The sequence below is a fragment of the Pseudomonas sp. FW306-02-D09B genome (assembly GCF_058782685.1).
Genome location: NZ_JBYSXY010000001.1, coordinates 129,916 through 153,503 on the forward strand (window position 1 = coordinate 129,916; position 23,588 = coordinate 153,503).

Annotated in this window: 28 protein-coding genes, 2 tRNA genes and 1 pseudogene; 15 read left to right on the forward strand and 16 right to left on the reverse strand. The window is 55.8% G+C overall.

The features are described 5' to 3' along the window. Positions 1-3: 3 nt before the first annotated feature. Positions 4-1,188 (reverse strand): acetyl-CoA C-acyltransferase family protein, encoded by a 1,185-nt coding sequence (locus AC3WK5_RS00640; RefSeq protein ID WP_103316431.1) that lies wholly within the window; start codon positions 1,186-1,188, stop codon positions 4-6. 133 nt (positions 1,189-1,321) lie between these two features. On the opposite strand from AC3WK5_RS00640, the gene AC3WK5_RS00645 reads away from it, so the two are divergent. Next, the gene (locus AC3WK5_RS00645) at positions 1,322-2,344 is read left to right on the forward strand and encodes an AraC family transcriptional regulator (RefSeq protein WP_103316430.1); all 1,023 of its coding nucleotides are present in this window, start codon (positions 1,322-1,324) and stop codon (positions 2,342-2,344) included. A gap of 160 nt (positions 2,345-2,504) precedes the next feature. Here AC3WK5_RS00645 and AC3WK5_RS00650 read toward each other — a convergent pair whose 3' ends face one another. From AC3WK5_RS00650 to AC3WK5_RS00675, 6 genes are all read right to left on the reverse strand, one after another. Then, positions 2,505-2,918 carry a VOC family protein gene (locus AC3WK5_RS00650; protein ID WP_103316429.1) on the reverse strand — a complete coding sequence of 138 codons (414 nt, stop codon included), beginning with the start codon at positions 2,916-2,918 and terminating at the stop codon, positions 2,505-2,507. 216 nt (positions 2,919-3,134) lie between these two features. Further along, the gene (locus tag AC3WK5_RS00655) at positions 3,135-4,598 is read right to left on the reverse strand and encodes a GDL motif peptide-associated radical SAM/SPASM maturase (protein ID WP_103316428.1); all 1,464 of its coding nucleotides are present in this window, start codon (positions 4,596-4,598) and stop codon (positions 3,135-3,137) included. Positions 4,599-4,750: 152 nt separating this feature from the next. Next, on the reverse strand, positions 4,751-5,332 hold the full coding sequence (locus AC3WK5_RS00660; protein ID WP_103316427.1) for a DUF1842 domain-containing protein: 582 nt from the start codon (positions 5,330-5,332) through the stop codon (positions 4,751-4,753). A 53-nt stretch (positions 5,333-5,385) separates the two neighbouring features. Further along, complete coding sequence (locus AC3WK5_RS00665; RefSeq protein WP_103316426.1) at positions 5,386-6,018, reverse strand: DUF1842 domain-containing protein; 633 nt, start codon at positions 6,016-6,018, stop codon at positions 5,386-5,388. Between the two features lie 40 nt (positions 6,019-6,058). After that, positions 6,059-6,247 carry a DUF1843 domain-containing protein gene (locus tag AC3WK5_RS00670; RefSeq protein WP_103316425.1) on the reverse strand — a complete coding sequence of 63 codons (189 nt, stop codon included), beginning with the start codon at positions 6,245-6,247 and terminating at the stop codon, positions 6,059-6,061. Positions 6,248-6,559: 312 nt separating this feature from the next. Beyond that, a complete protein-coding gene (locus tag AC3WK5_RS00675; protein ID WP_103316424.1) occupies positions 6,560-8,101 on the reverse strand; it encodes an FAD-dependent oxidoreductase in 1,542 nt (513 codons plus the stop codon). A gap of 211 nt (positions 8,102-8,312) precedes the next feature. Between AC3WK5_RS00675 and AC3WK5_RS00680 the strand changes: the two genes are divergently transcribed. From AC3WK5_RS00680 to AC3WK5_RS00695, 4 genes are all read left to right on the forward strand, one after another. Then, positions 8,313-8,837 carry a cupin domain-containing protein gene (locus AC3WK5_RS00680; RefSeq protein ID WP_103316423.1) on the forward strand — a complete coding sequence of 175 codons (525 nt, stop codon included), beginning with the start codon at positions 8,313-8,315 and terminating at the stop codon, positions 8,835-8,837. Positions 8,838-8,966: 129 nt separating this feature from the next. Continuing rightward, a complete protein-coding gene (locus AC3WK5_RS00685; protein ID WP_103316422.1) occupies positions 8,967-10,256 on the forward strand; it encodes an NAD(P)/FAD-dependent oxidoreductase in 1,290 nt (429 codons plus the stop codon). Between the two features lie 25 nt (positions 10,257-10,281). After that, the gene (locus AC3WK5_RS00690) at positions 10,282-10,839 is read left to right on the forward strand and encodes a helix-turn-helix domain-containing protein (RefSeq protein WP_103316421.1); all 558 of its coding nucleotides are present in this window, start codon (positions 10,282-10,284) and stop codon (positions 10,837-10,839) included. A 23-nt stretch (positions 10,840-10,862) separates the two neighbouring features. Beyond that, entirely contained in the window at positions 10,863-12,209 is a 1,347-nt protein-coding gene (locus tag AC3WK5_RS00695; RefSeq protein ID WP_103316420.1) for a glutamine synthetase family protein, read from the forward strand. Between the two features lie 48 nt (positions 12,210-12,257). Here AC3WK5_RS00695 and AC3WK5_RS00700 read toward each other — a convergent pair whose 3' ends face one another. Beyond that, entirely contained in the window at positions 12,258-12,932 is a 675-nt protein-coding gene (locus AC3WK5_RS00700; RefSeq protein WP_103316419.1) for a DUF3313 domain-containing protein, read from the reverse strand. 405 nt (positions 12,933-13,337) lie between these two features. Between AC3WK5_RS00700 and AC3WK5_RS00705 the strand changes: the two genes are divergently transcribed. Continuing rightward, a tRNA-Cys gene (locus AC3WK5_RS00705) sits at positions 13,338-13,411 on the forward strand. A gap of 192 nt (positions 13,412-13,603) precedes the next feature. Further along, positions 13,604-13,690, forward strand: a tRNA-Leu gene (locus tag AC3WK5_RS00710). An 81-nt stretch (positions 13,691-13,771) separates the two neighbouring features. Here AC3WK5_RS00710 and AC3WK5_RS00715 read toward each other — a convergent pair. Further along, positions 13,772-14,187: pseudogene (locus tag AC3WK5_RS00715) on the reverse strand (DDE-type integrase/transposase/recombinase); the annotation flags it as partial. Between the two features lie 392 nt (positions 14,188-14,579). Between AC3WK5_RS00715 and AC3WK5_RS00720 the strand changes: the two are divergent. From AC3WK5_RS00720 to AC3WK5_RS00735, 4 genes are all read left to right on the forward strand, one after another. Further along, on the forward strand, positions 14,580-15,161 hold the full coding sequence (locus AC3WK5_RS00720; RefSeq protein ID WP_103316418.1) for a hypothetical protein: 582 nt from the start codon (positions 14,580-14,582) through the stop codon (positions 15,159-15,161). A 191-nt stretch (positions 15,162-15,352) separates the two neighbouring features. Next, positions 15,353-15,517, forward strand: a complete 165-nt coding sequence (locus AC3WK5_RS00725) for a hypothetical protein (RefSeq protein ID WP_177474819.1) — start codon at positions 15,353-15,355, stop codon at positions 15,515-15,517. A 44-nt stretch (positions 15,518-15,561) separates the two neighbouring features. Then, positions 15,562-16,041, forward strand: coding sequence for a hypothetical protein (locus AC3WK5_RS00730; RefSeq protein WP_103316417.1), 480 nt, complete (start codon positions 15,562-15,564; stop codon positions 16,039-16,041). 596 nt (positions 16,042-16,637) lie between these two features. Further along, complete coding sequence (locus AC3WK5_RS00735) at positions 16,638-16,970, forward strand: hypothetical protein (protein ID WP_103316415.1); 333 nt, start codon at positions 16,638-16,640, stop codon at positions 16,968-16,970. Between the two features lie 199 nt (positions 16,971-17,169). Here AC3WK5_RS00735 and AC3WK5_RS00740 read toward each other — a convergent pair whose 3' ends face one another. The 4 genes from AC3WK5_RS00740 to AC3WK5_RS00755 all read right to left on the reverse strand — a co-directional run bounded on the left by AC3WK5_RS00740 (position 17,170) and on the right by AC3WK5_RS00755 (position 20,032). Then, positions 17,170-17,478, reverse strand: coding sequence for a hypothetical protein (locus AC3WK5_RS00740; RefSeq protein WP_103316414.1), 309 nt, complete (start codon positions 17,476-17,478; stop codon positions 17,170-17,172). A 44-nt stretch (positions 17,479-17,522) separates the two neighbouring features. Then, positions 17,523-18,236 (reverse strand): helix-turn-helix transcriptional regulator, encoded by a 714-nt coding sequence (locus AC3WK5_RS00745; RefSeq protein WP_103316413.1) that lies wholly within the window; start codon positions 18,234-18,236, stop codon positions 17,523-17,525. Next, complete coding sequence (locus AC3WK5_RS00750) at positions 18,229-18,483, reverse strand: hypothetical protein (protein ID WP_026331705.1); 255 nt, start codon at positions 18,481-18,483, stop codon at positions 18,229-18,231. Before AC3WK5_RS00750 ends, AC3WK5_RS00745 begins: the two co-directional genes overlap by 8 nt. Before the next feature lie 295 nt (positions 18,484-18,778). After that, positions 18,779-20,032: a hypothetical protein gene (locus AC3WK5_RS00755; RefSeq protein ID WP_103316412.1), complete on the reverse strand. Its 1,254-nt coding sequence runs from the start codon at positions 20,030-20,032 to the stop codon at positions 18,779-18,781. Positions 20,033-20,183: 151 nt separating this feature from the next. Here AC3WK5_RS00755 and AC3WK5_RS00760 point away from each other — a divergent pair, with 151 nt between their 5' ends. Continuing rightward, positions 20,184-20,774 carry an Nmad2 family putative nucleotide modification protein gene (locus AC3WK5_RS00760; protein ID WP_103316411.1) on the forward strand — a complete coding sequence of 197 codons (591 nt, stop codon included), beginning with the start codon at positions 20,184-20,186 and terminating at the stop codon, positions 20,772-20,774. A gap of 15 nt (positions 20,775-20,789) precedes the next feature. Here the strand turns inward: AC3WK5_RS00760 and AC3WK5_RS00765 are convergent, their stop codons facing one another. Both AC3WK5_RS00765 and AC3WK5_RS00770 read right to left on the reverse strand, forming a co-directional pair. After that, a complete protein-coding gene (locus AC3WK5_RS00765; RefSeq protein WP_103316410.1) occupies positions 20,790-21,530 on the reverse strand; it encodes an ATPase in 741 nt (246 codons plus the stop codon). Beyond that, positions 21,527-21,796, reverse strand: coding sequence for a hypothetical protein (locus AC3WK5_RS00770; RefSeq protein ID WP_103316409.1), 270 nt, complete (start codon positions 21,794-21,796; stop codon positions 21,527-21,529). Before AC3WK5_RS00770 ends, AC3WK5_RS00765 begins: the two co-directional genes overlap by 4 nt. Before the next feature lie 172 nt (positions 21,797-21,968). Here AC3WK5_RS00770 and AC3WK5_RS00775 point away from each other — a divergent pair, with 172 nt between their 5' ends. Beyond that, positions 21,969-22,175, forward strand: a complete 207-nt coding sequence (locus AC3WK5_RS00775) for a hypothetical protein (protein WP_158248918.1) — start codon at positions 21,969-21,971, stop codon at positions 22,173-22,175. A 58-nt stretch (positions 22,176-22,233) separates the two neighbouring features. Here AC3WK5_RS00775 and AC3WK5_RS00780 read toward each other — a convergent pair whose 3' ends face one another. Further along, complete coding sequence (locus AC3WK5_RS00780; protein ID WP_103316408.1) at positions 22,234-22,659, reverse strand: hypothetical protein; 426 nt, start codon at positions 22,657-22,659, stop codon at positions 22,234-22,236. Positions 22,660-22,758: 99 nt separating this feature from the next. On the opposite strand from AC3WK5_RS00780, the gene AC3WK5_RS00785 reads away from it, so the two are divergent. Both AC3WK5_RS00785 and AC3WK5_RS00790 read left to right on the forward strand, forming a co-directional pair. Next, positions 22,759-23,004, forward strand: coding sequence for a transcriptional regulator (locus AC3WK5_RS00785; RefSeq protein WP_103316407.1), 246 nt, complete (start codon positions 22,759-22,761; stop codon positions 23,002-23,004). Positions 23,005-23,071: 67 nt separating this feature from the next. Beyond that, positions 23,072-23,329 (forward strand): phage regulatory CII family protein, encoded by a 258-nt coding sequence (locus tag AC3WK5_RS00790; protein WP_350318950.1) that lies wholly within the window; start codon positions 23,072-23,074, stop codon positions 23,327-23,329. Positions 23,330-23,588 lie beyond the last annotated feature (259 nt).

Sequence of the window (23,588 nt, forward strand, 5' to 3'; positions counted from 1 at the left end):
CCGTCAAACCCGTTCGAACAACACGGCAATGCCTTGGCCGCCGCCAATGCACATGGTCGCCAGGGCATAACGTCCCTGAATCCGATGCAGTTCGTGAATGGCCTTGGTCGCGATGATTGCGCCAGTGGCGCCCACTGGATGGCCCAGCGAGATGCCCGAACCGTTGGGGTTGACCTTCTCGGGATCGAAGCCCAGCTCTTGCGCCACGGCACAGGCCTGGGCCGCGAAGGCTTCGTTGGACTCGATCACATCAAGGTCGGCCACGGTCAGCCCGGCGCGTTTGAGCACCAGGCGGGTGGCGGGAATCGGTCCAAGTCCCATCATCGACGGCTCAACACCGGCGTGGGCATACCCCACCAGTCGGGCCATCGGCTTGAGGCCTTGTTCCTGGACAACTTGCCCGGTGGCCATGATCAGCGCGCCAGCGCCATCATTGAGGCCGGAGGCGTTGCCGGCGGTGACGCTGCCGTCTTTTTTGAATGCGGGTTTCATGCCGCTCAATTGCTCGAAGCTGACCTCTGCCCGTACATGCTCATCCGTCGCAAACGAAACCGTGCCTTTGCGGCTCGCCACTTCGATCGGCACGATCTGCCCGGCAAAACGTCCTTCGGCAATCGCCCGGGCAGCACGCTGCTGGCTGAGCAGCGCCAGTTGATCCTGGGTCTGACGGGAGATGCCGTAGTGCTCGGCGATGTTTTCTGCGGTGATGCCCATGTGGAAGCCTGCAAACGGGTCTTGCAGCACGCCGAGCATGTAGTCGATGCCCTGAATGTCGCCCATTCGTGCACCCCAGCGCGCCTGTGGCAACAAGTAGGCACCACGGCTCATGGATTCGACGCCACCGGCCAGCGCTGCTCCGGCATCCCCGAGCATCAGACTTTGTGCCGCACTGACAATCGCCTGCAGACCCGAACCGCAGAGGCGGTTGACGTTGAAGGCCGGGGTCTCTTTCGGCAGGCCGGCATTCATCGCCACGGCCCGTGAAATGTAGGCGTCGCGCGCCTCCGTCGGGATCACATGCCCCATCACCGCATGACCGATGAGTTCGGGCGCCAGGCCTGAACGTTCAATGGCTGCGCGGCACACGTCGGTTGCCAACTGGATAGGCGGCACATCCTTGAGTGAACCGCCAAAACTGCCGATGGCAGAACGGACCGCGCTCACAACAAAAATATCGGAAGGGTTCATGTGGTTTTCCTGAAAGAGGTCTTTTTTGTTGGGTACGAGTCTAGAATCAGCAACGCCGCTGGCCTATGCCGGAACTGTTCAACGGTGATGGCGTTTTTTGCCACTTTCAGATGCTGAGGAGAGAGACGAGCACATGCGGGATACGGATTCGGTGGCGGTCTATTTCATGTATCCAATGATCCATGCCCTGCGTGAAAATCCGCTGCGTCTGCGGTCGGTACTCGAGCAGGTGGGAATCGATCCGGCACTGATGGATCAGCCTACGGCGCGGGTGCCGGCCACTGCTTTTGCGGCGTTATGGCTAGTGCAGATTCGTGAGCTGAACGACGAGTTCTTTCAGCTGGACTCCCACGGCATGCCGCCAGGCAGTTTCGCCTTGATCTGTCGGGCATTGATTCAGGAGCCGACGCTGGAAAAAGCCATGCGTCAGTGCCTGGCCAATTTCGGTCTGTTCCTGCGCGACTTTCGCGGCACGTTAACGGTGCGTGGCAAGCGTGCAGTCATCAGCTTGCAGACTCAGGCGCAAAACAGCGACGTCGCACACTTCGGTGAAGAGACGTTTCTGGTGTTGATGATCAGCCTGCTGTGTTGGCTCGGCGGGCGGCGCATTCCCATCGATCGTGCGGACTTTCGTCATGAGCGGTTGTCGCTCAATGATGATTCAATGCTCTGGGGCGCGAATTTGACCTTTGGCGCCGAGCGCACCGAGATCGAGTTCGACAGCCGTTATCTGCAATTGCCGGTGGTTCAGGACCTGGCTTCACTCAAGGCATTTTTGCGCAGTGCACCGCAGTGGCTGGTGATTCGTTTCCGTAACCAGCATGGCCTGGCATCGCAGGTTCATCAGCGTTTGCGCAACAGCCATTACAGCCAATGGCCGACCCTGGAGGCGTTTGCGCTCGAACAGCATTTGAGCCCCAGCACCGTTCGCCGAAAGCTGGAGCGTGAAGGCTGTTCATTCCAGGAGATCAAGGACGAAGTACGCCGCGGTGTTGCCTTTGAACAGCTGCGCCAGAGCCAATCGAGCATCACCGCGATTGCCGAGCAGATCGGTTTTCAGGAGCCCAGCGCGTTCCATCGGGCATTCAAGAAGTGGACCGGAGAGAGTCCGGGGCGTTACCGGGCGAGATTCCAGGGCAAGCGCGTCGATGCCTGAGAAGTATCTGTGGCGAGGGAGCTTGCTCCCGCTGGACTGCCTAGCAGACCCAATTCAGGGCCGCTTCGCGCCCCAGCGGGAGCAAGCTCCCTCGCCACAACTGCGGTTGTGCCTGAAACACCGGCTTAAGTGAACAGCACTGCACTCATCGAATAGCGTTTTACTTGTCGGCTTCGCAATTAACCATCCATGGCACCCCGAAACGGTCAACCAGCATGCCGAAGCGTGCGGCCCAGAACGTCGCCTCCAGCGGCATTTGAATGGTGCCCTTGTCCGCCAGCGCGCTAAAAATTCGCTCGGCTTCAGCGATGCTGGTGACATTCAGCGAAACAGAGCAACCGCTGATGCCGTGGTAAGGCCGATCAGGTGTGGTGTCGGACGCCATGAGGACTTGGTCGCCGACCACCAGCCGGGTATGCATGATCAGGTCATGGCTACTCGCCGGAATTTGATCGCGAGCCGGCGACTCGCCGAAGGTCATCATCATTTCAAGGGTGCCTTGCAGGCATTGCGCGTAGAACGTGAAGGCTGCTTTGCAATCACCGTTGAAGATCAGGTAGGGATTGATTTTCATCGTCAGCTCCAGGAACGCAGAGGGAGAGGGCACTGTTTGTTCCAGCGTGCCCGCGTGGGTAAACCATGGGAAAGACGTTCAGCTATCGAGTAGCAGGGTGCAATTATGGCTGACAGGTGTGGTTTTTTTAGATGATTTTGTTTGCTGTGGGCGAGGGTTATTACCGGTGGAAAAAAGATTGCAGGGGGCGAGTTGCCCCCTGGTATCCAGGCTTCGCTACATCAAGTTGCTTTGCGGCAACCCCAGCAGGCCGGTCAGCGTATTGAGGATGGTTTGTTGCCGGGCGCGGTTGAGCTGGTGCTCGGCTTCTGCGGCAGCGACATCGGCAGCGCAGTGAGGGCAAGTCACTTCGTGTGCATGGATATACTGCAAGCAGCCACGACACAGCGCCAGTTGCGGCGGAATACGTCCTTCGTCAGGCGATTTCTGGCCCTGGTTCGCCCAGGCCAGTTTGATCACCTGGCCACTGTCGCTGACGCTGTTGACCTTCTCGCCGGTGTCGATGCGTTCAGTAATCAGGTCAAAGCGTCCGACGGCGAAGGAGGTTTTCGCAGCGTCCTCGAGTTTGACGATTCGTTCGCGCAGTCCCTTTTTTTGCAGGTCCAGTGCGCGGTAGTGACAGTAGGGGTTGTTGCCGGGTTTGCCGAGCAAGGAGTGCGACGTCCAGGTACAGCCGCCACGGCAGACATCGTTGTAGTAGCAGCTTCGGCAGTAGCCCCACAGATCCTCGACACCGCGCAGACGGCCGAAGTGCATGCCTTCGCTGTAGTGCCAGATATCGTGCAGGCTCATGTTGCGCACGTTGCCGCCGGAAAAACCCACCGTTGCCAATGAAGGGCAGCCTTTGACGGTGCCATCGGCTTCGAGCGCCAGCACGGTTTGCCCGGCCGCGCAGCCGCTCCAGTGCACGCGTTCGTCGCCAAAACCACGCCACATATGCTCGTAAGGGCCGTAGTAACCAATATTGTTGCCCACGTTCATCAGCAGGCCGCGATCGACGCCCTCGCGGTAAAGGCGTGCCAGCAACGGCATCACTTCAAGCAGTTGATAGGGCTGCAACAGCAACTCTGGGTGGTCGACGGCATTGCCCATGGCGACCGTCAGCTGGATCTGCCAGTGGGTGGCGCCGAGTTCGATGATCAAGTCCATCAGTTCGGGCAGATCGGGCAGGGTGGCTGCACCGATCTGGGTGTTGACGCTCACCGCAAGCCCCGACTGTTTGGCGCGTCGCAGGGTATCGATAGCCTTGTCGAACGAGCCCGGAACATTGCGCACGGCGTCATGCAGCGGAGCCAGTCCATCCAGCGAAACACCGACGCCATTGAGCCCGGCATCCACCGCGGCCTGCATTTTTGCCGGCGTCAGGTTGCGGCCACCAGTTTGTATCGCGCAATACATGCCGTGATCGTGGATCGCCTGGATCAGCTGAGTCCAGTCCTTGCGCAAATAGGCTTCACCGCCGATCAAGGTGATCTCGCGGGTGCCGAGTGCCGCCAGGGAATCGATGACATCCAGGCATTCCCGGGTGTTCAGTTCATCCGGGCGTCGATGGCCTGCGCGGGAGCCGCAATGCAGGCATTTGAGATCGCAGGCCAGGGTGATTTCCCAGACCACATGGACCGGCACGTAACGTTTGAGGTCGGTTTCACTGAGGTAGCGGGCGGGGCGATTGTCTGACATGGGAAATCCTTGCGCACAGACACGTACGCGGCACGAATCCATCGAAGTGTTCGCGCCTTCCTTAGCATCAACGGCGCGAGTGGATTTACCTCTGGGGTTGAAAAGTCCCGGGCTGGGTCAGTGGTGATCTGACCCAGCCCGGGCATTGCCGGTTAGCGTGCTTCCAGTCGGGTGATTTCTGCTTGCAACTGCTCCAGCGCACTGCGCAAGGCACCGCTGTTGGCCAGTTGTTGTTCGCCTTGGCTCACCACGGTTTTCAGCTGCGCCAGGTCACCGCTGGCTTGCGCTTGCTGCACGGCGACGGCGTAGAGCGGGCGCACAACATGTGACGGATGCTCCGGGTGCTGAGCCGGGGCCTGGCTGACAGCCGCATGTCTGACTGTCGTCCAGTGGTCCTGATCGTAGTACTTGTAGTCGGCAAAACCGCTGGCCCAATCGGCGCCTAGAATGCCGCGCAGGTCGAAGGTCTGGGCGATCTGGCTGTAAGGGCCACTCGGGCTGCCATCCAGAGTGAGGATGATGTGGTTTTCCGTATCGGCGGTCAGTTTGGCCTCGGAATACTCACCCCATACCCGGGCACGGAAGTTGAGGGGTGGATACGTGCTTTGAAAAATGCTCGCAACACCGCTGACTTTCTTGTTGACGGTATCCACCAGCAGATCCAGGGTTAAAACCGGTGCGCCGATCAGCGAGCTGGAAACGTTGAGGCGCGTGTGAAAAAGTCCAATTGACATGGTGCAACTCCCTTAATTGTATTCAGGACAAGCCAGGCACATTCAGTTGCCGGTCAGCTGCGTTCCAGCCTGCTGATTTCACCCTTGGCGGCCTCAAGCGCACTTTGCAGCTGTGGTTGCTGGTCCAGTTGTTGTTTGGCAAGGCTCGCCAGATTTTTCATCTGGGCCAGGTCACCGCTGGCGATGGCACTCTGAATCGGCGCGGCGTACAGCGGCATGATCGGCGGATACGGCAGGATGACCGGGCCGGGTTCCAGCGGCAGTGGATAGGCCCTGGAAGGCACTGACTCGACGAGATGGGCGGGCGCATTGACCTTGACCCAGCGCTGACCATTGAAATACTCGTAGTTGGCGACGCCCGCTTTCCAGTCGCTACCGACCACCAGATGCAACTTGAAATTCACGATGGAGTTAGAGCTCGGGCCACCTTGGTTGCCTTGAACGGTGATGAGGATTTTGCTGACGCCGGGTTTCATCACCGTCATGAAGGTGTACTCACCCCAGACATCGGAATGCACATCCAGCGGCGGGTTGGTTGCCTGAGTGATTGCGGCAGTACCGCTTACCGTTTGCTCAGGTGTAAACACCAGCAGATTGAGCGCCAGGTTTTGTGCACCCGGTTGCTGAGTACCAATTTGATAGCAGAGTGGGAATAAACCGACAGACTGTTGAGAAGAACCAGACATAATTATTGCCTCCATTGCAATAGGGGAGCGGAAACAGCAGTTAGTGCCGTTCCAGGCGTGCGACTTCCTTAGCCAACTGCTCGTACGCGCTACTGAGTTCTTTGGGTTCTGGCTTGGATGCATCGCGTTGTTTCAACAACGTTTTCATTTGCGGCAGGTTGCCTGCCTTGATCGCGCTTTGGATGGCCACCCCATAAGGGGGCATGCTATGGCCAGTTGAATTGCTCATAACGATTCCTTCCGTGGTTGTGCGAATGCTGCTGTCTTCAGCAGTTTCTGCAGTTAAGCAGGCGTTGATAAATATGCAATGGGCAATGGGCTAGTACGGCGGATAAATTGTTAATATTATTTTATTGATAGCGACGCGTTAGGAAGTTGGCCGTTTGTTATCAGGATTGGCGATGAGGAAAAGTGTGCTGGGTTCTTTCCTCATAAGCTGGGCGAGTTCTTATCGCCATTGATAATAAATATGTGCAGTTGTTTATTTTTCGAATGGCTAAGTACGATAGTTCCAATAAACGCATCGTTTTATTGTGAGTATTCAGCGCTCTTGCGCGGCAATTCGCCGAATGATCTGCAGGGCTTCCTCGCGCAGTAACGGCTGTTTCATCCGTTCGGCCAGCAACGCCATTTGCCGCGAGTACTCGCAGGCGACCACCGCCTCGACCTGTTCACCCTTGCACAGCAGGGCGATGAAGGCGTATTGCTCGGGGTTACCTTCGAAGACGATCCGGTCCCATTGGTCGGCGTGACCGAGCATCTCGAAGGTCTTGTCGAAGTGATACGTCCAGAAGAACGGCACATCCACATAGTGTGTATCAGCGCCCAGCATGTTTTGCGCGGCGATCCGCGCCTGCTGCTGCGCCAGGCGCCAGTGCTCGATGCGTGTGGGGAAACTTTGCCATGCAAAGGAGGCGATGTCGCCGGCAGCCCACAATCCAGGCGCAGCGCGCATGCCTTCGTTTACCGGCAGCCCGCCGTCATCGTCCAGCTCAACACCTTCGAGCAGGTCGGTGACCGGATTGACGCCGATGCCGATCAGCACCAGGTCGGCGGGAAGTCGTTGACCATTCTCGAGCAGAACGGCCTCGACGTTGTCCTGGCCCTCGAACGCCTTCGGCTGGGTATTGGCATGAAAGACCACGCCGTTATCTTCGTGCAGGGACAAAATCGCCATGCCGATGCGCTCACCGAACAGCGTGCTGAACGGTGTTTCATGGTGCGCGACCACGCTGACTTCCAGGCCATGGTGGCGCAAGGCCGAAGCCGACTCCAGACCGATGAAGCTGGCACCGATGATGACCACACGGGTACCGGGTTTTGCGATGTGCAGAATGCGCTCGGCGTCCGCTCGCGAACGTAGCGCCAGGATGTTGTGCAGATGCGCACCGTCTACTGAAAGCGGCCTCGGTTCGCCGCCACTGGCCAGGAGCGCGGCGTCGTAGTCGAAGGTGCGTCCGTCACCCAGGGAAACCCTTTTGGCGGCCACATCGAGACGGATGACCTCACCTTGAACCCGCTCGATGTGCTGTTCGTTGTAAAAGCGTTCATCCAGCAGCGGTGGCGTTTCTTCGACGGACATTTCCCCGGCAAGGACATATTTGCTCAGCACCGTGCGGTCATAGCCGGGGTCCGTTTCGCGATCGATCAACACCAGGCGACCGGCAAAGCCGTGTTCACGCAGGGCGGCTGTTGCCGCTGTGCCCGCAGCGCCTGCACCGACGATCACGAAGCAGCGTGAATCAGGGGCACGATTCACTTCGATGGAGGCGAGGGGTTGGTCGTCCACGTGTATATCGCCATCGACGATCTTGACCGGATAACGGGTCAGTCCATTCAAGGCTGGCGGTTCGCACACTTGACCGTCCTCGACCGTGAACATCGCCTTGTGCCATGGGCAAATCAGCCGACCATTGCAGACAATGCCTTCGTCCAACGGAGCCTGTGCGTGCGGACATTCGCCCTGATAGGCGTAGACCCGTTCGCCGGCCCGCAACAGCACGATCTTCAGTGAGCCGATTTCAACGCGAGTACCGCGGTCTTCACGAAGGTCGGTAAAACGGGCGACGTTGTGCAGGGGCATGACAACTCTCCGGGGGGAATTTTCCGTTGGTGTCGGTAGCGGCGGGGGAGCGTCAGTGAAACTGCGGCCCCGTCTGGCAAGCTCGACCCTTACAGTAAAGCAGTGAAATCGATTGCCCATCGGCACCCTCGATCGACGCTCCAAGGAACGCTTGCGCTGCGTTACACGCTATGCAAACTGTCGCGACTCCACCTGACTGATGGCCTTTAACATGACGGATAGCAAACCCGACAGACACACTCCCAGCGCCCAGGACATCGTCGCTGCACTCGACCTGGAACCCCATGTGGAAGGCGGTTATTACCGCCGGACCTTTCAGTCGGATCAGCTGCCCATGGTCGAGACTGCAGGTGGTCGGCGTTATGCGATGACCTCGATCTATTACCTGCTGACGGCTGCGTCTCCCGTCGGCCACTTTCATTTGAACCGATCCGACATCGTTCACTACTACCATCTGGGCGATGCGATTCGATACTTCCTCATTTACCCGGACGGCACGTTGAAAACCGTGGAGATGGGCAATGACGTCACTGCCGGGCAGTGCCTGCAACTGCATGTGCCGGGCGGTGTCTGGAAGGCTTCGCAGCTCATGGCTGGACCGGCCGCTTACGGCCTGATCAGTGAAGCCGTTTCGCCAGGGTTTGATTTTGCGGATATGCAATTGGGCTGTCGGCGCGGGCTCAGCGAGCTGTTTCCAGAGCATTCGGCGCTGTTTGAGCGACTGGCGCGAGAATAAAACAGTAAGACCAGCACGCACTCCGTAGCAGCTGTCGAGCCTGCGAGGGATGAGCAGGATGTTGCGCTCATGAAATTTATTCTGTAGTTTTTCATGAAATTATAAAAACATAATTTCATGGGTGCCCGAATGTTTCAGCAGTCCTCGCAGCATGTCGCCAGCTATTACGCCCACAGTTGCGCTGATCGCCTGTTGAACCGAGCCGCATTGGAAGGTGAACACACTGCCGAGGTGCTGATCATCGGTGCTGGTTTCAGCGGTCTGCATACCGCATTGCGCCTGGCCTTGGCGGGCAAGCGCGTGACGTTGCTGGAAGCCAGTCGTGTTGCCTGGGCCGCCTCGGGGCGCAATGGTGGGCAGGCGATTCTCGGCTGGTCGTGTGACATGCCGCCCCTGGAGGCTGCGCTGGGTCATGAACGCGCGCGGCGCTTGTGGGACGGCATGCGCTGGGCGGCGCAGGAGCTGCGCGAGTTGCCTGCGCGCCATGGTTTCGACTGCGATTATCGACCCGGCCACTTGTGGACGTCGGTCATGCCGCGTCGGGTCAGTCTCCTGACCGAGTGGCAACGCGAGGCCAGCCATAAGTGGGGCCACGATGATCTGCAATTCATAGCGCGTGAACAGTTACGGCAGTGGGTCGCCAGCGAGCGTTATCAGGCGGGGCTCTATGACCCCGAAGGCGGTCACCTGAATCCATTGAAGCTGGCGCTTGGCCTGGCCGCAGCCATCGAGCGTGCGGGTGGCTGCATCTACGAACACAGTAAAGCGCTGAGCTATCGCGAGGAAGGCGATCAGTACCTGGTGACTACCGAGCGCGGGAGCATTCGGGCAAATGTCCTGGTGCTGGCGTGCAATGCCTACCTTGATCAACTCGATCCTGACCTGGCCAGTTGCGTGCTGCCGGTGGGTACTTATCAGGTGGCCACCGCGCCGCTGACTGCCGAGCAAGCCAGCGCGCTGTTGCCGAGTAATGTCTGTGTCACCGACAACCAGTTTGTCCTCGATTATTTCCGTCGCACACCGGATAACCGTTTGTTGTTCGGTGGCGGCTGCACCTATCTGGGCGGGATGCCCAAAGACATCGCCGCCGCGACACGACCCTATCTGGAGCGAGTCTTCCCGCAGCTCAAGGGTGTTGAGCTGGAGTTTGCCTGGGGCGGGCATATCGACCTGACCCTCAAGCGCACCCCCGACATTGGCCGGCGCGGCGACCTCTACTGGCTACAGGGTTATTCCGGGCATGGCGTGCTTCCAACATTGGCGGGGGCTCGCGCCGTGTCCGATGCGATTCTCGGTCAGCCGGACGAGCTGGCCTTGTACCAGGGTTTGCGTAATGACAGCTTTCCCGGCGGTAAATACCTGGCAGCGCCATTGGAAGCCATCGGCAAGGCCTGGTACCGACTGCGCGACAGCATTTGATGAGTCATCTTCCGGAATTACTGGCATGAACAAGCAAGAAGAAATCGCCGCGCTGGCGATCCTGATCCACGATCTGCGCAAGCACAAGAAATACACCCTCAAGGACTTGGCCGACAAAATCGACCGTTCCGTGGGCTTTCTTTCGCAAGTCGAACGTGGCTTGTCACGGCCGACCGTGGCAGACCTGACCGCGATCAGCGAAACCCTCGGCGTGCCAACCACCTACTTTTACAGCTTGCCGAAACCCAAGGTGTTGCCATGGGTGACCCGCCCGGATGAGCGCCGCACGTTGTACTACGCCAACGGGATTACCGACATTCTGGTCTCGCCGAAGATCAGGGCCTCGTTCTCGATGCTCGAGAGCCAATTGGAGGCCGGCGCCAGCAGTGGCGAGCGGCACTTGAGCGACAGCTCCGAGCAGGGCGGCTACGTGCTGGAAGGCGCATTGACGCTGTGGTTGGGCGATGACGACGAGCCGGTCACCTTGCAGGCCGGTGATAGTTTTCAGCTCGACAGTCACACACGCTGTCGCTACGGCAACCTCACTGACCAGCTCACGCGAGTGCTTTGGGTTTACACCTGATAACAATAAAAGGAACAACAACGATGGATGCTGCCTGCTCTGATCTGCTGGCTGAGGTTCGTGCTTTTCGCCAACGCTACCCCGAGGTGCGCTATGTCGACCTGATCTCCCTGGACATTCCCGGGCATTTCTACGGCAAGCGCTATCCGATAGAGATGCTCGAAAAGGTGGCTGCCGGCAGCGCCCTCAAGCTGCCGCAGAACTGCGTGTTACTGGGCGTGCAGGGTGGGCTGTTCAAAATCGGCGACTACTGTTTTAACGACGGCGACCCGGATGCTCTGCGGCGCCTGGTGCCCGGCACGCTCAAGCCGGTGAGCTGGGAATCCAAGCCACTGGGTCAGATGCTGATCACCTCGGACGGCACCGAGAAGCCAATCGTCTTCGAGCCCCGCGAGGTCCTCGCGCAGGTGTTGGAGCGGTTGCGTGGCAAAGGTATTCATCCGGTGGTGGCGTTCGAGCTGGAGTTCTATCTGTTCGATAAACAGCTGCGCGACGGGCAGCCGCAGTTCCCCCGCGATCAGCTGTCGGACGATGCCGATGACCAGCCAAACATGCACATCGAGCGGCTGTCGCGCTTTTCACCGGTGCTCGATGAAATGGTCGAAGCGGCGAGGGCGCAAGGCATCGATACCACGGTGATCACTGCCGAACTTGGGCCGGGCCAGTTCGAGATCAACTTCGGCCACCTTGATGACGGCCTGCGTGCTGCCGACTGGGCGGCGCTGTTTTGTCGTAGCACCCGCGGCGTCGCGCTCAAGCACGGTTACCGCGCCAGCTTCATGGCCAAGCCTTACTTGCAGCATCCGGGCAGCGGCATGCATGTGCATGTCAGCCTCTATGATGCCGAGGGTAAAAACCTGCTGGCCGCCAACCAGCAGCAAGCACTGCGGCATGCGGTGGCCGGCTGCCTGGAACTGTTGCCGCATTGCATGCCGATCTTCGCGCCGAACCAGAACGCCTTCCGGCGTTTGGGCGGTACGGTGAACGCAGCGACACGTGCCAGCTGGGGTTTCGAGGATCGCGATGCGTGCGTGCGGATTCCCGATTCGGATTCGAAAAATTTGCGTATCGAGCATCGCCTGGCGGGCGCGGACGCCAACCCTTATCTCGTGCTGGCAGCGATTCTGGTGGGACTGGAGCAGGGGCTGGAAGCCGGTCGCGAGCCGATCGCAGCGCTCAATGAAGACCGCAACAGCGGGATCGATTTCCCGCTGGAAATGCTCGAAGCCGTGCGCGCCATGCAGCATCAGCCACAACTGCGCGAGGGTTTGGGGGCGGAGTTTGTTGATGTGTACTGCGAGAACAAGCGCCAGGACCATTTGGCCTTTTTGCAAGAGATCAGCGCGCGCGAATACCGCTGGTATCTGTAGTCACCACCGGCTCAGCCTTGCTGGCTGAGTCGGCGCTGCACCCTGTTGTTATTTGAGAAATGCCTGCATGTCGCTGGTCACTTTCCTGAGTGCTACTTTGAAGTCATTGGCGGTAACCTGCTGGCTTGTATTCTTCAACTGTTGGCCGAAGACTTTGCGAGCGACTTTAGCCACGGTTTGGCCGTTGCTCGCATCGATCATCTCGGCTTCGATGTACAACTCGGTGTCTTGGTCGCGGTGACCGGTGGCCGCCTGAGTCGCACCTATCGCGGCCGCGACCGGAACCACTTCATACCATTTCATGCCCTCGTTAGAGGCCGTGACTCCGGTGATCGCGGCACGTACGATCAGGACTCGCGAACCGGCAGGGGCCGACTGAACATCAGGCACCACACGGTACTTCTGGCTCAGTGTGCTCTTGGCAGTGTCCGTCAAGTAGGTTTGCAACTGATCCAGCGTCTGACGGTTGACTCGCTCATTGGGCTTGGGGGCCGGGTACAGTTCCAGTCGCTTGAAGGCCACCGTGTTGTAAGCGTTCGGGTTCCAGGAAGGCGTCACCCAACGCATGGCTTTCTCGCCACTGGGCGTTGTGACTTCTTGCAGGTTACTGTAGTTGGAAAGAAACCCCGAGTATTGTTCCTTCTGTGTAACTTTTGAGGTGCAGCCGCCGAGCAGCAGGCCGCTCAAGGCAACACCGACAAGCAGGTTTCTGGACAGGTTCATGTTTTTACTCCATGGGTTGAAACGTTTTATTCAGGTCGCCCTAGTGGTGAGGCTGGCATCATCCGTATCGATTTCGCACCTCACTCAACCACGGCCCGCCAGAAACCTGGATCCCTGGCGAACTAGCGTAGGTACGAATGGCGAAATATCCAGTTGTTATGTTCGTGGACGCATTGCCCCGTGATATCGTCTGCCCGGCTGTGGAGTGTATCCGGTAGGGAGCTATAGAATTTTTTTCTTCCTGTCCTTGACATGCCCGGCGAACACGTCCAGAATTGCGTCCATTCCTGATTCAGGAACGAGAAAAACCCTTTAGATATCAAAGGGTTGGAAACAGATAACAATCCAGTTTCCCTCTTCAGTTTGTATGCGTTTGATGTTGTTTTTAAGGCATCGGACGTTTGGGGCCGAGTAGCAAAATGGTTATGCAGCGGATTGCAAATCCGCCTACGCCGGTTCGATTCCGACCTCGGCCTCCACTATAAATAGCTCCGTAGATCACTGATTTACGGAGCTTTTTTATTTGTAGTAGACAGCAAGATTTTGTCTTGAGTTTGACGTCAGCGAACTTGCTTAGAGGGGAAGGGGTGTATATATTTCTTCCCCTGCTGCACCGCACCAAAAAGATTGATCGTTCATTCGATTGTTCTTGAAGGCTTCACCGCGCTACCGCCCGAATGGCGAAACTGGTAGACGCATGGGACTTAAAATCCCCCGCTCGTAAGGGCGTGCCGGTTCGATTCCGGCTTCGGGCACCATGAATATCAAGGGCTTGCGTGAGATACCTCATGCAGGCCCTTATCAATTCCACTCCGCAAAATAATAACCCGCTCCGCAATTCACTTGGTTGGCGTGACCTTTTTGCCTATGCGTTTACGGATGTAGTTTTCAGTCATAACAACAGTAGCCATATCCAGCGCCTTGATCACCAGATCCGTATCCGGTTTGTTCGACAGCGCCCAACCTACAATTCGGCGCGCGTAGAGATCCAGGACGACCGCCAGGTAATGCCATTTCCCTTGAGCCCAGATGTAGGTGATATCGCCACACCAGACCTGATTGGGTGCCGGCACTTCAAACTCTCGATTCAAGATGTTCGGAATATCAGGTCGCTCGACTGTCGCTCGTTTGTAGGCATGCGATCCCGGTTGTTTGCTGACTAACGCCAGTTCCCGCATCAGGCACGCACCTTGAATCGCCCGATTTGCTCGCCGTCTTCCTGCATCATCGACACGATGCTGCGGCTAAGGGCTGCCAACAAAGTGGTTTCTCCAGGGCGAACAAAGGCCCACCGCGTTGTCGGCTTTCGCAAAAATGGTGAAGGCTCTGGGTTTGCCATGAGGTAAAGGAGAAGTGGTGCAAAATTATCAAAAGCTAAATATTCAGTCAGTTCAAATTGCCAAAATACCGTTTGCTAATTTCTAGTGAGGACGCCGAGTAGCACTTATTCCTGCTCGTAGTGGCGATTTAATAGTGATAAATTTCGCGCCGTTAGCAAGCTGTACGGGCGATCAGGGCGTGCCTAGTCCTAGGCTCGGACGGCAGCAACAACTTCACCGAACCTCAGACCAGCACTTGTTCTGGCGGGTGATGTATTCGCGCTGATCGGGCGCGAAACCAATTTTTTCTTAAGGCAAGGACGCACAGATGCGGTTCGCAATAACAATCGCCATGATCTGCTTGGCTCTCACTGGCTGCGGCCATATCCCTTACGAACAACCAGCAGACCGAGCCAACCTTGAGCGCGACCTTCGTCTCAATCCAAGCGATATCGTTACGATCGTTGAAATGGCATGGTGCGAGCACCTCTACGGAGATTCTGTGCCTTGCCGCCGCTCGGATGCTTTGGTGGTGCTAACACAAACTGACCTCTTGGTTACCGAGTACGCAGGGAAAAAATATCGCCCCCTCATGCGTATCAAACCGACGGAAGTAATGTGCGCTCACTTAAGTGAAGGCATAGAAAAAGCGCCGAATTTCCTTCTGTTCACCCGAGAGAAGGCGTACGAATTCTGGCTCCAATGGCCCGACGTAAAAACCGATTTCGCGAAAAAGAAACTGATCCTGGATCAGATGGTAGCGTCCGATCGGAAATCATTCACCGGCATTGAGGGTGGTTTCATCAAGGGTACAGACCGTGTGGCTTACGGTGCTGGGACGGTTCCCGGCACTACCATCCCCATCATCTCCAGAACACCCATTCTTGAATTCTTCAACCCCTGCCTCTAGCACGGGACCGACCGGAAGTGGCGATGTATTCGCGTTAACAATTGAAAGACAGAGCAAGTATTGCCCTGCAGAAGGGTTACTCAATGCTGAAGAAGCAAACGGAAAGCAAAGCAGCGACTGATAGGGTTCTTCATTGAAACGTAAACGTCCCAGCTGAAGGCTGGATGTATTAACAGCGAGGCAGATTGCTGATGGGGTTACTCGAATTTTTATCCGACCTTCTCGGTGGTCTCGCTAATCTCCAGCCTTACGAAAAGCCTCGCAGGGCCTTCACGCGCGGTTTTGTTGCATTCTGCGTGCTGGTGGCTATTTTTGAGCTGATAGCGCTGAACCAGTTCTATGGCGCGCGCGGCTGAATTCTAGTTACCTGATCGTCGATTTATAAATTGAAATGGAATTTATGAAAAAGCTGCTTTTCTCGCTCGTTATGGGCTTGCTTCTTTCAGGTTGCGCTACAGCCCCAAGCTACCAGGTACCCGATGGGCTTTGGTACGCTGAAAAAGAAGATCCTGATCACTATCGATATCACGTTTATGTTTACTTTAAGGATGATAGTCACTTCATCTGGTGGCGGACCAAGGAAACTCAGGACGTTGTCATGAAGCGATGGGCGTACTACACCCACGATCATCCTGGGGTGGATAATCCGACCATTTACACGCGCCAGAGGGACCAATTAAAGGGCGAGCGGCGCACTGTCAATAGAAGCAGTGAAGGCATTCTTCAAGCCACGACCACTCAGACCTTTAACGGGCGCTTTAACGGCGACGAGCTGGTCATGGAGTTCATTACCGCCTCGGTTTGGGCCTCTGGTAACGATGCTGGCAGGGATGTGGTGCAATGGTCGATGAAGCAGCTCAGATCTCAACCCGCCAAATGATCAGCTGCCCGTCGATCACCGGATGCCATTGAAAGCGCTGAGGCAGAGCAACGAGTTACCGAACACCGAGGTTGTACGGCTTCGAAAGCATACAAACAAATTAAAAGGAATTTACATGCGATTCACCCAAGTTCTACTAGCGCTTGCCCTTGCAGGTTGCGCCGGCAAGCCTCCCCAGCTTTCCGAGGGGGCTCAGGCGCGACTAGATGCGCCCATGCCCACATCTGAAAAGCAGCGCGTTTGGGAGTGCGCGGGAACGAGCAACGTAATCGAAGGCCAAAAGTTCGTTCTCAAATTGCAGGGCAGACCAGTAGATTCGGGCGGCGAAATCTGGTCGACCCTAGAAAGGGCCAAGCACTTGGGCTGCACTCAGGCAGAGATGGACGCGCCGGATATGGGGCGCTGGTCAAGCCCGCCAGTGTCGCCTCGCCCGCGCTGATCGGGAAGATCTGCTAGTGGTTCATGCGGATGAGGTGAAGGCAGGAAGGATTGTGCGGGGTAATTAAGTGAACAGCATTACGCCAAGCGCCGGGGCTTTTTGCATCAGCCCCTCGAGCTGATAAAATGCTTCCCCCTTGATGAATGGACTCACTCGCATGCGCTTGTCTCCTCTGCTCCTAACCCTACTCTGCGCCACCCCCTTTACTACCCAAGCCAGCAGTGAAAATGATGAAAATATCCGCTGCGCGGCTTACTACGAAATACTGTCAGTGGCAGGCGACCAGCCAGATATGAGCCGAAAACAGTCCTCGAAAGCCTTTTACGTATTTTTGAAACGCGCTGGAGACACTCCAGTGGCGCAGGATGACGTCGCGCAAAAAATGGTAGAGCTGGCCAAGGAAATCCCGGGAAAAATGACTCCGAAGAATATTGCACCGTTCAGAGCACGGCATGACGCCCAGTGTTCAGCCTTACTGAAATCCGCCTAGAACGACATCTATAAAGATCGAGCAGCCCGCTCCCATCACAGCACCACGCGCCAAGCTTTGTGCATGGGGTTGTCCGCTCGCCTAGTAGCCCGGAACATAGCAATAGGTGATCTGAGGACACTTACACTGGAAGTGACGACACCGATGCCTGACAGCAAAGGCATCGGTCTTTCTTGCCTGCTCTGGCAGTCCGTCGGGGTCAACTCATCTCTGGAACGAGGTGACTCATGAACGTCAGGTTTTCAATAGCGTACATATACTCAGAGAATCTCGGATCTCCATCATTGAACGCCTTTGCCACTTTTTGTGCGTTCTCAAGACTGTCCCACATTGCTAAGTCCGCGAAGATTCGGTCGTCGCTCATAGGGCAGTAGGCGCGGTACTCGATCAAACCAGGAAAGGTCTTTAACGTTTCACGAAGCCCTGCGCGGAGCACAGGCACCTGCGCAACGCATTCCTGTTTGACCTTGAAAATGGCTAATTCGAGTACATGAGATGAGCGCTGCATAGGGATGACCTTCTGTGTGTTAGGGAGTCCCAATTATGAGTGGCTCATACTGACAGCGTAGTGTCAGTAGTGGTGATCGCCTTCCACTGGCTTGCCTGATGCTTCATATACGCTTGGAGATCAAGGGCAGGATTGTCGGGCGAGGGTTGTTGGGCAATAGCGATGGAGGCTATGCGGTCGACCCGAAAATCGCGGTAAGCCGCCCTGGCACTACACCAGCTGCCAACTGTCCACTTCCCTCCCCAGTAGAAAAGGCCAAGGGGGGAAATGACGCGTTGCGAAACCGCACCGTCCAGGCTGGTATAAGTTATCTTCAGCGCCTGAGTATTTTCGATGGCATTTCGAAGGGTTGCCAGATGGCCACGCGTCGAGGACGGTGTTGTTCCAAGTGCCCTGATTTTTGCTGAGCCGGGGTCAACCTTGTGATGGACTATGGATGCTGAGATTTTGCTCAACAACATCCTTGCAGCAGCACTTAGATCGTTATCGGCAGAAGCTGAAAGCATTTCCATCCCAAGCATCAATGCATCCAGTTCGAGCCTGTTCAACGTTAAAGGCGGCATCTCAAAATCGGCATCCAAGGCGTACCCCACGCCAGCGGTACCATAGATTGGGATTCCACTGAAGGAAAGGTCGTCGATGTATCGATAGATTGAGCGAACGGAAACTCCGACTCGGCTAGCCAGTCGTTCAGCAGAGATTGGCTGATGGACACGAATCAGATTTACCAATTGAAATAAGCGATCAGCTTTACGCACCCGGTGTGCTCAACTGAGAGTCCTTTGCAAGCTCAATGGCCGCGTTAATGGCGGCCCGAGCTTGGGGGCTATTCTTCCAGCAAGTCGATCCCACGGCTGCCGATGCCTGAGCCAGGATGTCACAAGCATTCGCTTTGCTGAGCACCGCTAGCGAGTCAATGCCCATCTGCTCAAGGCGAGCGATAACAGCTGGCCCTACGCCCTTCAGGGCCAACAAGGCATTATGTTCCGTCAGTGGAAATGGCATCCGTAAACTCCTGTTATCGGTCAATGAAGCAACCGGAGTTTGCCCGACGGGAGAGGGCATCTCAATAGATGGACTCCATCGCCCTAAGCGTAGGCATCAGGAAGGTGGGTTCGGCAGACGCTTACCGACATCCTCGAAAGAATGTACGAGAACCAGCTTGCCTTTGAGGCTGCTCTGATGGAGCTGACGCTACTGGTTGAGAGCCAGGGCCATGTAGGGACTGGCGACAACGTCCGCGGAGCTCTACAGGCAATTGGTAAGAACGCCGGGCATATCAAGCAGGGCCTAGCCAAGCTCAAGCTTCAGAATTGATCTTAGTCGTCAGGGGAAGGGTGGCGACAATGTCGTCCATTGTTGCTTCATCTCGCTCCAGATAGCTTGACCCAGAATGTGTCATTGCAAGCTGGTGGTCTCCAATCTCTACGATGTCTACTAGACCAAAAAGTGAGAGCAACTCGACCCCTTCGGCTCTACCGATGTCTGTTTCTATAGTTTCGTCACCTTCACTCCAAAGCTTGGCTAGTACTTGCGCCTCCTCGCGGGAATGGAGGAGTTCTAATGCGGCAGGTGCCATGTACTGAGACTTGTCGCAGTAGATAATTTTGTTTGGGCCGCCTGAGCTAGCGAGGAAGTAAGCATACCTTCCAGCAATTGCCTGTAGATCAGGGTGATTGGGGCCTCGCCGAATAATCCAAGCACCGTTTGGCCCCCTAGCGCTAATGTGAGGGATCAATACCAGTTGGTGCACCCAAGGATTGTGATCAAAGAAGCGCAGAGGGAGCCCTGGGCGTCCGAGATCAATTTCTGTCCCTCCGCACCGTAGTCGTGATTGGACTCCACCTACCGAAGTCCACGAGCCGTATGGTTCCAGCTTTCTCATTAGCCTGATGAGCGCTGGAATGAGTTGCTGGGACTTGCGCCCCATAAAGGTAGCGCCATGCAAGAGATGTTGCTCATCATCGGTTAGCTCTTCTGTTGGAAAAGGGGCAAGCATTGGGGCGCCAATCTCGACAAACTCCCACCCCCACAGACCGTCGCGCTCTAGGTCGGCAGCATCTTGATACTCATCGCCATAAGTGCGCAGTTGTTCGTCGCGTAAAGGGATCGAATCGGTCTTGCGCGCGGCTCTTCCTGCATTCGGATTCGGTGTAATTGATTTGATCGATGCCTTCCAATCGCACCCAGGCCTGGACCATATTTGGATGGCTTCGGGAAAGGCTACTCCTGAGGTGTTTTCGGCCGGGCTGCCAGGGTAATAACGCACAAGGGGGAGTGAGCCAAAGAAAGCTTTTGCTAAGACCCGTGATGAGGGCAGTCCACCCTTGATGCGGTTGTACCCCATCACCAAGTCTAAATCGCCACAAGTTATCGCTCCACGAGCATAGGAGCCAACAACCCAGATTGATGTGATCTCGACCTGACACGTCTCGTCGCTGTAGATGTGCCTGTAGGTAATGCTGCGTTCACAGGCTTCATCAAGCCTCTGGCAGATCCGTTCCAGCTTCTTGGTGAAGGATTCGCGGGGATAGCGCTTTTCGAGTGCTGCCATGCTCTCATCTCTACTGATGGGTGCCGCGGAGGGCCAGTAGATTGACCGTACCATTTCAGGTGGTTGGATCACCATTAGCAACCGGTACAGTCCACCCCCGATAGCTTAAGCTGTGTTCTTTTGTTGCTGCTTTCTACAGGGAGCAATTGGCATGTCGCGCATCTATTCATACGTGATCACTCATGACCATGGCTTTGCTCCAAATCCTCATGGCGGGGTCTTAACGCTGGCAACCTGCAAGCCTGTGATTCGGCGCACAGCGGAGAAGGGCAGCTGGTTGGTGGGCACAGGATCTGCTGTGCTCGGTCTACGGGGGAAGGTCATATACGCAGCCAAGATCGATGAAGTGCTTTCGCTTGAGGATTACGGGCGAAATCCGAAGTACGTATCGAAGCGGCCCTCGAAGACTGGAAATGATGCTGATTGCCAAGGTGATAACCTTTACTTCAAGGACGAGGAGGGCGACTGGTTTCAATGCGAAAGCGATCACCATGATTGCTATCACATGGACCGTGATTTGAGTGGCAAGAACGTCCTGATAGCGAAGTCGTTCTGGTACTTCGGTAGTAAGGCCCGTGATCTGCCTGAAAATCTTCAGCTGATCATTAAGGCGGGGCCTGGTCATAAGTGCACCGATTCTCCTGAGGTCATGGAGCGCCTAGAGAAGTGGCTGTCGCAGTTTGAGTCGGGCATCGTTAGCGAGGCCGAAGTTTCCGGCTCGGGAGCGTGTGTCTCGTGTTGAGGGAGGGAAGACTGTCTACGTTAGTTTGTCAATCACAAACTCTTGAAACCAAGGTGGTTGTGTATCTGATTTAATTTCAATCAGTTCTCCATCCGTGATTTCAGCTATCTGTGTCAGCCCCTCGCTACCTTCGTCTGAGTTATCGAAGATATATGCTCTATTTGAGACGAGGATAGCGTCAGATAGGAGTCCCAGAGATCTCCAGTAACGCTCTCTTATTTTTTCAGGTGGGACATTGTGTCCACCCTGAGATACGCGATACGCAACCCGGGCGACGTTGATCTCAGGGTCGGCTGTAGCTACGTAGTAAACATATACTCTGTATCCCGCATCTCGAGCTTCGGTCAGTAGTTCAACTTTGTCCGGAGAGGACATGACTGTTTCAAAGGTAAAGCTGATACCTTCTTTGATCAATGACCTACGTATGAAGTCAGAAAGCGCTGATGCAACATACGAATCGATTTCAGTGCTTGAGAAGCTGAGTCTTTCCCCTTCAATTGAAAGAGAGTCGAGTTTCGCTAAGGATTTAGGGGATTTCTTGAGTAGGGCGTGCTCACGAAAAAAAGCAAAAACCCCCTCTTTGTGAGACTCAATGTGGTATGAGGTAAAGTCGAAATATCCGGTATCGCTAATTGCACGCTCTATATCGTCGGGATTGATGTAGTTTCCCAATAAGTGGGCGGGAACTAGCCGATTGAAGGTGCTTTTTCCTGATCCATTTGGTCCTGCAAATATGCGTATTCTTGGTGTGCTCAAGAAACGACCTTGCTTGATTGTTTGTTGATGTGCAGGCGTGTACCACTTTTTAGATTGCCGTAAGTGCCTATCGAGCGCAGAGCTACTGAAGTTTTTTCCGTCACCTCAAATAGTTGGCCATCTTTAGCGACAAGTACAGAAGCACCATTAGCGATTGCCATTTTATATGCGTTGTTAAACGCTTTCAGGGCAATATCTGGAATCCGAGATTCCTGTACTGTGATCTGATCATCCGTCATAGGACGTTTGTCTACTTTGCGTGACATGGCTAGCTCCGAATCAAGGCCGCACTGAGGTGGCGCTGGTGTCAACTGAACGTATAGCACATTTGAAAGGCATAAGCTAAGCACCTTGGCATGGTCCAAGGGCTTTGATGCGATGGCTATAGGGCTGCTCGCCGTACGGGGTTTCGGCCTCTATCGTCCAAGCAGTAGGAGCGTGTCGTCTTCCATGCTCGGGTGCCAGTCGCTTCCTTTCGTTTGGAGGCTTGGCCGCGAAGCATACGTCGTGGTTGCAAAAAAGTTGGGACGAAATCCAACGGTTCAGGACTTTAAAGAAATTCACGAAGAAACTCTTGATATCGAAGCTGATCACCGGCAAGGGGCTGACGAAGCTGCAGGCTATGTGGCAGAGCAGGGAGTCTGACTTACTGGAGGGGTAGTGAAGAGAGCCCGGCCTAGCGCCAGGCTTTTGCTATCTTGGGTCAGGGCTTTTCGGCGTTGGCCTTCTCAAGCAGTCCCGCGATGCCTTCCAAGAGTATCAGGTCAGACTCCTTCAGCTTGCCCTTTGCCGTGGCTCTGGCCAGTTTCTCAATGATGGCAATCGCCTTGGGTGAGGCGGTCCCTAACGTCGCTTGGTAGGCAGGGGACTGATCACGCACGACCTCGTGATGGGTGAACTCGCCCTCAATGACGTTCGCTCCATAGCTGCCCGGGTTGACCAGAACACCAGGCGCCAAGCCGATCTTCTGCTCGAGGTTGAGTGCTGCTTTTTCGCCCAGGCCTCGATACCCATTGAGGATCTGGGACAAATAGGACGCATCCAGATCGTGCTGGTCGGCGAAGTCTTTCTGGCTGAGTGAGCCGATGACGCGCCGCAGCGCTTCGACTCGAAGAGTTTTCATATCCATAGGTGAATAGTGTCCTTGCGTTAGCAAACAGTAAGTTACAAGTTGCTATTTCGATGAGATTTAGCAAAGAGTAATTTCAGACCTCTTTGGAGGATAACCATGAAGCTAATTGAACTCATGCGCTCCCTGGACGCCGTTTTGCTGGATGCTCTGGCTAAGCGTTGCGACACCAGTGTGGGCCAACTCAAACAGATTGCTCACGGCTTCCGTCGTGCCAACCCAACTCTCGCCATCAAGCTCGAGCGCGAGTCGGAGAGGGCGGTGACCTGTGAAGAACTCAGGCCCGATATCGATTGGGCATACCTGCATAACTCATCCGTTAGTTCCGAGCAATCCGCTGCCTGATTCGATGAGCAAAGTGTTGCTCATCGTTCGGACGCGCCGCTACGACAACCGCAAAGAGGTTTCCCGAATGGAACAGGTACATCGCGCAATTCATGAGGCAGTGCTGGAGGCGGGGCCGAAGAAATTGGCTCATCTGATGGGCATGAGCCACACCGCGCTGCTGAACCGTAGCAATCCGAATGACGACTCGCACCGTCTTAACCTGGAGCAGTTTCTGCAGATCCTAGTGCACTGTAGTGGTCTAATGAAGCCGGACATTCGATTTTGGATAAGGTGGGGGCGTTTGCTTAACGGGAACTCCCCGGTAAATCGAATCTCTGCATAGGTCGGGAGGCTATGAATGGCTACTTCTGGCCGTTTTTCGCCCGTCGTGACAGGCCGTTTTCCTCTGGTTGTGTAAATACGCAGGCACCGTTTTGAAGTCTGCGTCGCTACGTAAAATCTGCCAGCGCTTGGTTAATTCAGCAGACGCAAAAGATTGTGTAGAAGCGCGATTTTCGTTCCAGTTCGGATTGTCAAAACCTGCGTTAAAACGTTTTTACACCGCCAGGGCCGAAAGCAGCGTCAGTTACTTCGCCTAAGCT

Excerpts from the sequence above, each read along its gene's own strand:
- AC3WK5_RS00785 (WP_103316407.1), top strand. The coding sequence starts at position 22,759 with ATGAAGCTAATTGAACTCATGCGCTCCCTGGACGCCGTTTTGCTGGAT.
- AC3WK5_RS00780 (WP_103316408.1), bottom strand. The coding sequence starts at position 22,659 with ATGGATATGAAAACTCTTCGAGTCGAAGCGCTGCGGCGCGTCATCGGC.
- AC3WK5_RS00660 (WP_103316427.1), bottom strand. The coding sequence starts at position 5,332 with ATGTCAATTGGACTTTTTCACACGCGCCTCAACGTTTCCAGCTCGCTG.
- AC3WK5_RS00695 (WP_103316420.1), top strand. The coding sequence starts at position 10,863 with ATGGATGCTGCCTGCTCTGATCTGCTGGCTGAGGTTCGTGCTTTTCGC.
- AC3WK5_RS00735 (WP_103316415.1), top strand. The coding sequence starts at position 16,638 with ATGCGCTTGTCTCCTCTGCTCCTAACCCTACTCTGCGCCACCCCCTTT.
- AC3WK5_RS00790 (WP_350318950.1), top strand. The coding sequence starts at position 23,072 with ATGGAACAGGTACATCGCGCAATTCATGAGGCAGTGCTGGAGGCGGGG.
- AC3WK5_RS00730 (WP_103316417.1), top strand. The coding sequence starts at position 15,562 with ATGAAAAAGCTGCTTTTCTCGCTCGTTATGGGCTTGCTTCTTTCAGGT.
- AC3WK5_RS00650 (WP_103316429.1), bottom strand. The coding sequence starts at position 2,918 with ATGAAAATCAATCCCTACCTGATCTTCAACGGTGATTGCAAAGCAGCC.
- AC3WK5_RS00740 (WP_103316414.1), bottom strand. The coding sequence starts at position 17,478 with ATGCAGCGCTCATCTCATGTACTCGAATTAGCCATTTTCAAGGTCAAA.
- AC3WK5_RS00655 (WP_103316428.1), bottom strand. The coding sequence starts at position 4,598 with ATGTCAGACAATCGCCCCGCCCGCTACCTCAGTGAAACCGACCTCAAA.
- AC3WK5_RS00700 (WP_103316419.1), bottom strand. The coding sequence starts at position 12,932 with ATGAACCTGTCCAGAAACCTGCTTGTCGGTGTTGCCTTGAGCGGCCTG.
- AC3WK5_RS00640 (WP_103316431.1), bottom strand. The coding sequence starts at position 1,188 with ATGAACCCTTCCGATATTTTTGTTGTGAGCGCGGTCCGTTCTGCCATC.
- AC3WK5_RS00680 (WP_103316423.1), top strand. The coding sequence starts at position 8,313 with ATGACGGATAGCAAACCCGACAGACACACTCCCAGCGCCCAGGACATC.
- AC3WK5_RS00725 (WP_177474819.1), top strand. The coding sequence starts at position 15,353 with ATGGGGTTACTCGAATTTTTATCCGACCTTCTCGGTGGTCTCGCTAAT.
- AC3WK5_RS00755 (WP_103316412.1), bottom strand. The coding sequence starts at position 20,032 with ATGGCAGCACTCGAAAAGCGCTATCCCCGCGAATCCTTCACCAAGAAG.
- AC3WK5_RS00690 (WP_103316421.1), top strand. The coding sequence starts at position 10,282 with ATGAACAAGCAAGAAGAAATCGCCGCGCTGGCGATCCTGATCCACGAT.
- AC3WK5_RS00665 (WP_103316426.1), bottom strand. The coding sequence starts at position 6,018 with ATGTCTGGTTCTTCTCAACAGTCTGTCGGTTTATTCCCACTCTGCTAT.
- AC3WK5_RS00645 (WP_103316430.1), top strand. The coding sequence starts at position 1,322 with ATGCGGGATACGGATTCGGTGGCGGTCTATTTCATGTATCCAATGATC.
- AC3WK5_RS00770 (WP_103316409.1), bottom strand. The coding sequence starts at position 21,796 with ATGTCACGCAAAGTAGACAAACGTCCTATGACGGATGATCAGATCACA.
- AC3WK5_RS00760 (WP_103316411.1), top strand. The coding sequence starts at position 20,184 with ATGTCGCGCATCTATTCATACGTGATCACTCATGACCATGGCTTTGCT.
- AC3WK5_RS00675 (WP_103316424.1), bottom strand. The coding sequence starts at position 8,101 with ATGCCCCTGCACAACGTCGCCCGTTTTACCGACCTTCGTGAAGACCGC.
- AC3WK5_RS00685 (WP_103316422.1), top strand. The coding sequence starts at position 8,967 with ATGTTTCAGCAGTCCTCGCAGCATGTCGCCAGCTATTACGCCCACAGT.
- AC3WK5_RS00720 (WP_103316418.1), top strand. The coding sequence starts at position 14,580 with ATGCGGTTCGCAATAACAATCGCCATGATCTGCTTGGCTCTCACTGGC.
- AC3WK5_RS00750 (WP_026331705.1), bottom strand. The coding sequence starts at position 18,483 with ATGCCATTTCCACTGACGGAACATAATGCCTTGTTGGCCCTGAAGGGC.
- AC3WK5_RS00670 (WP_103316425.1), bottom strand. The coding sequence starts at position 6,247 with ATGAGCAATTCAACTGGCCATAGCATGCCCCCTTATGGGGTGGCCATC.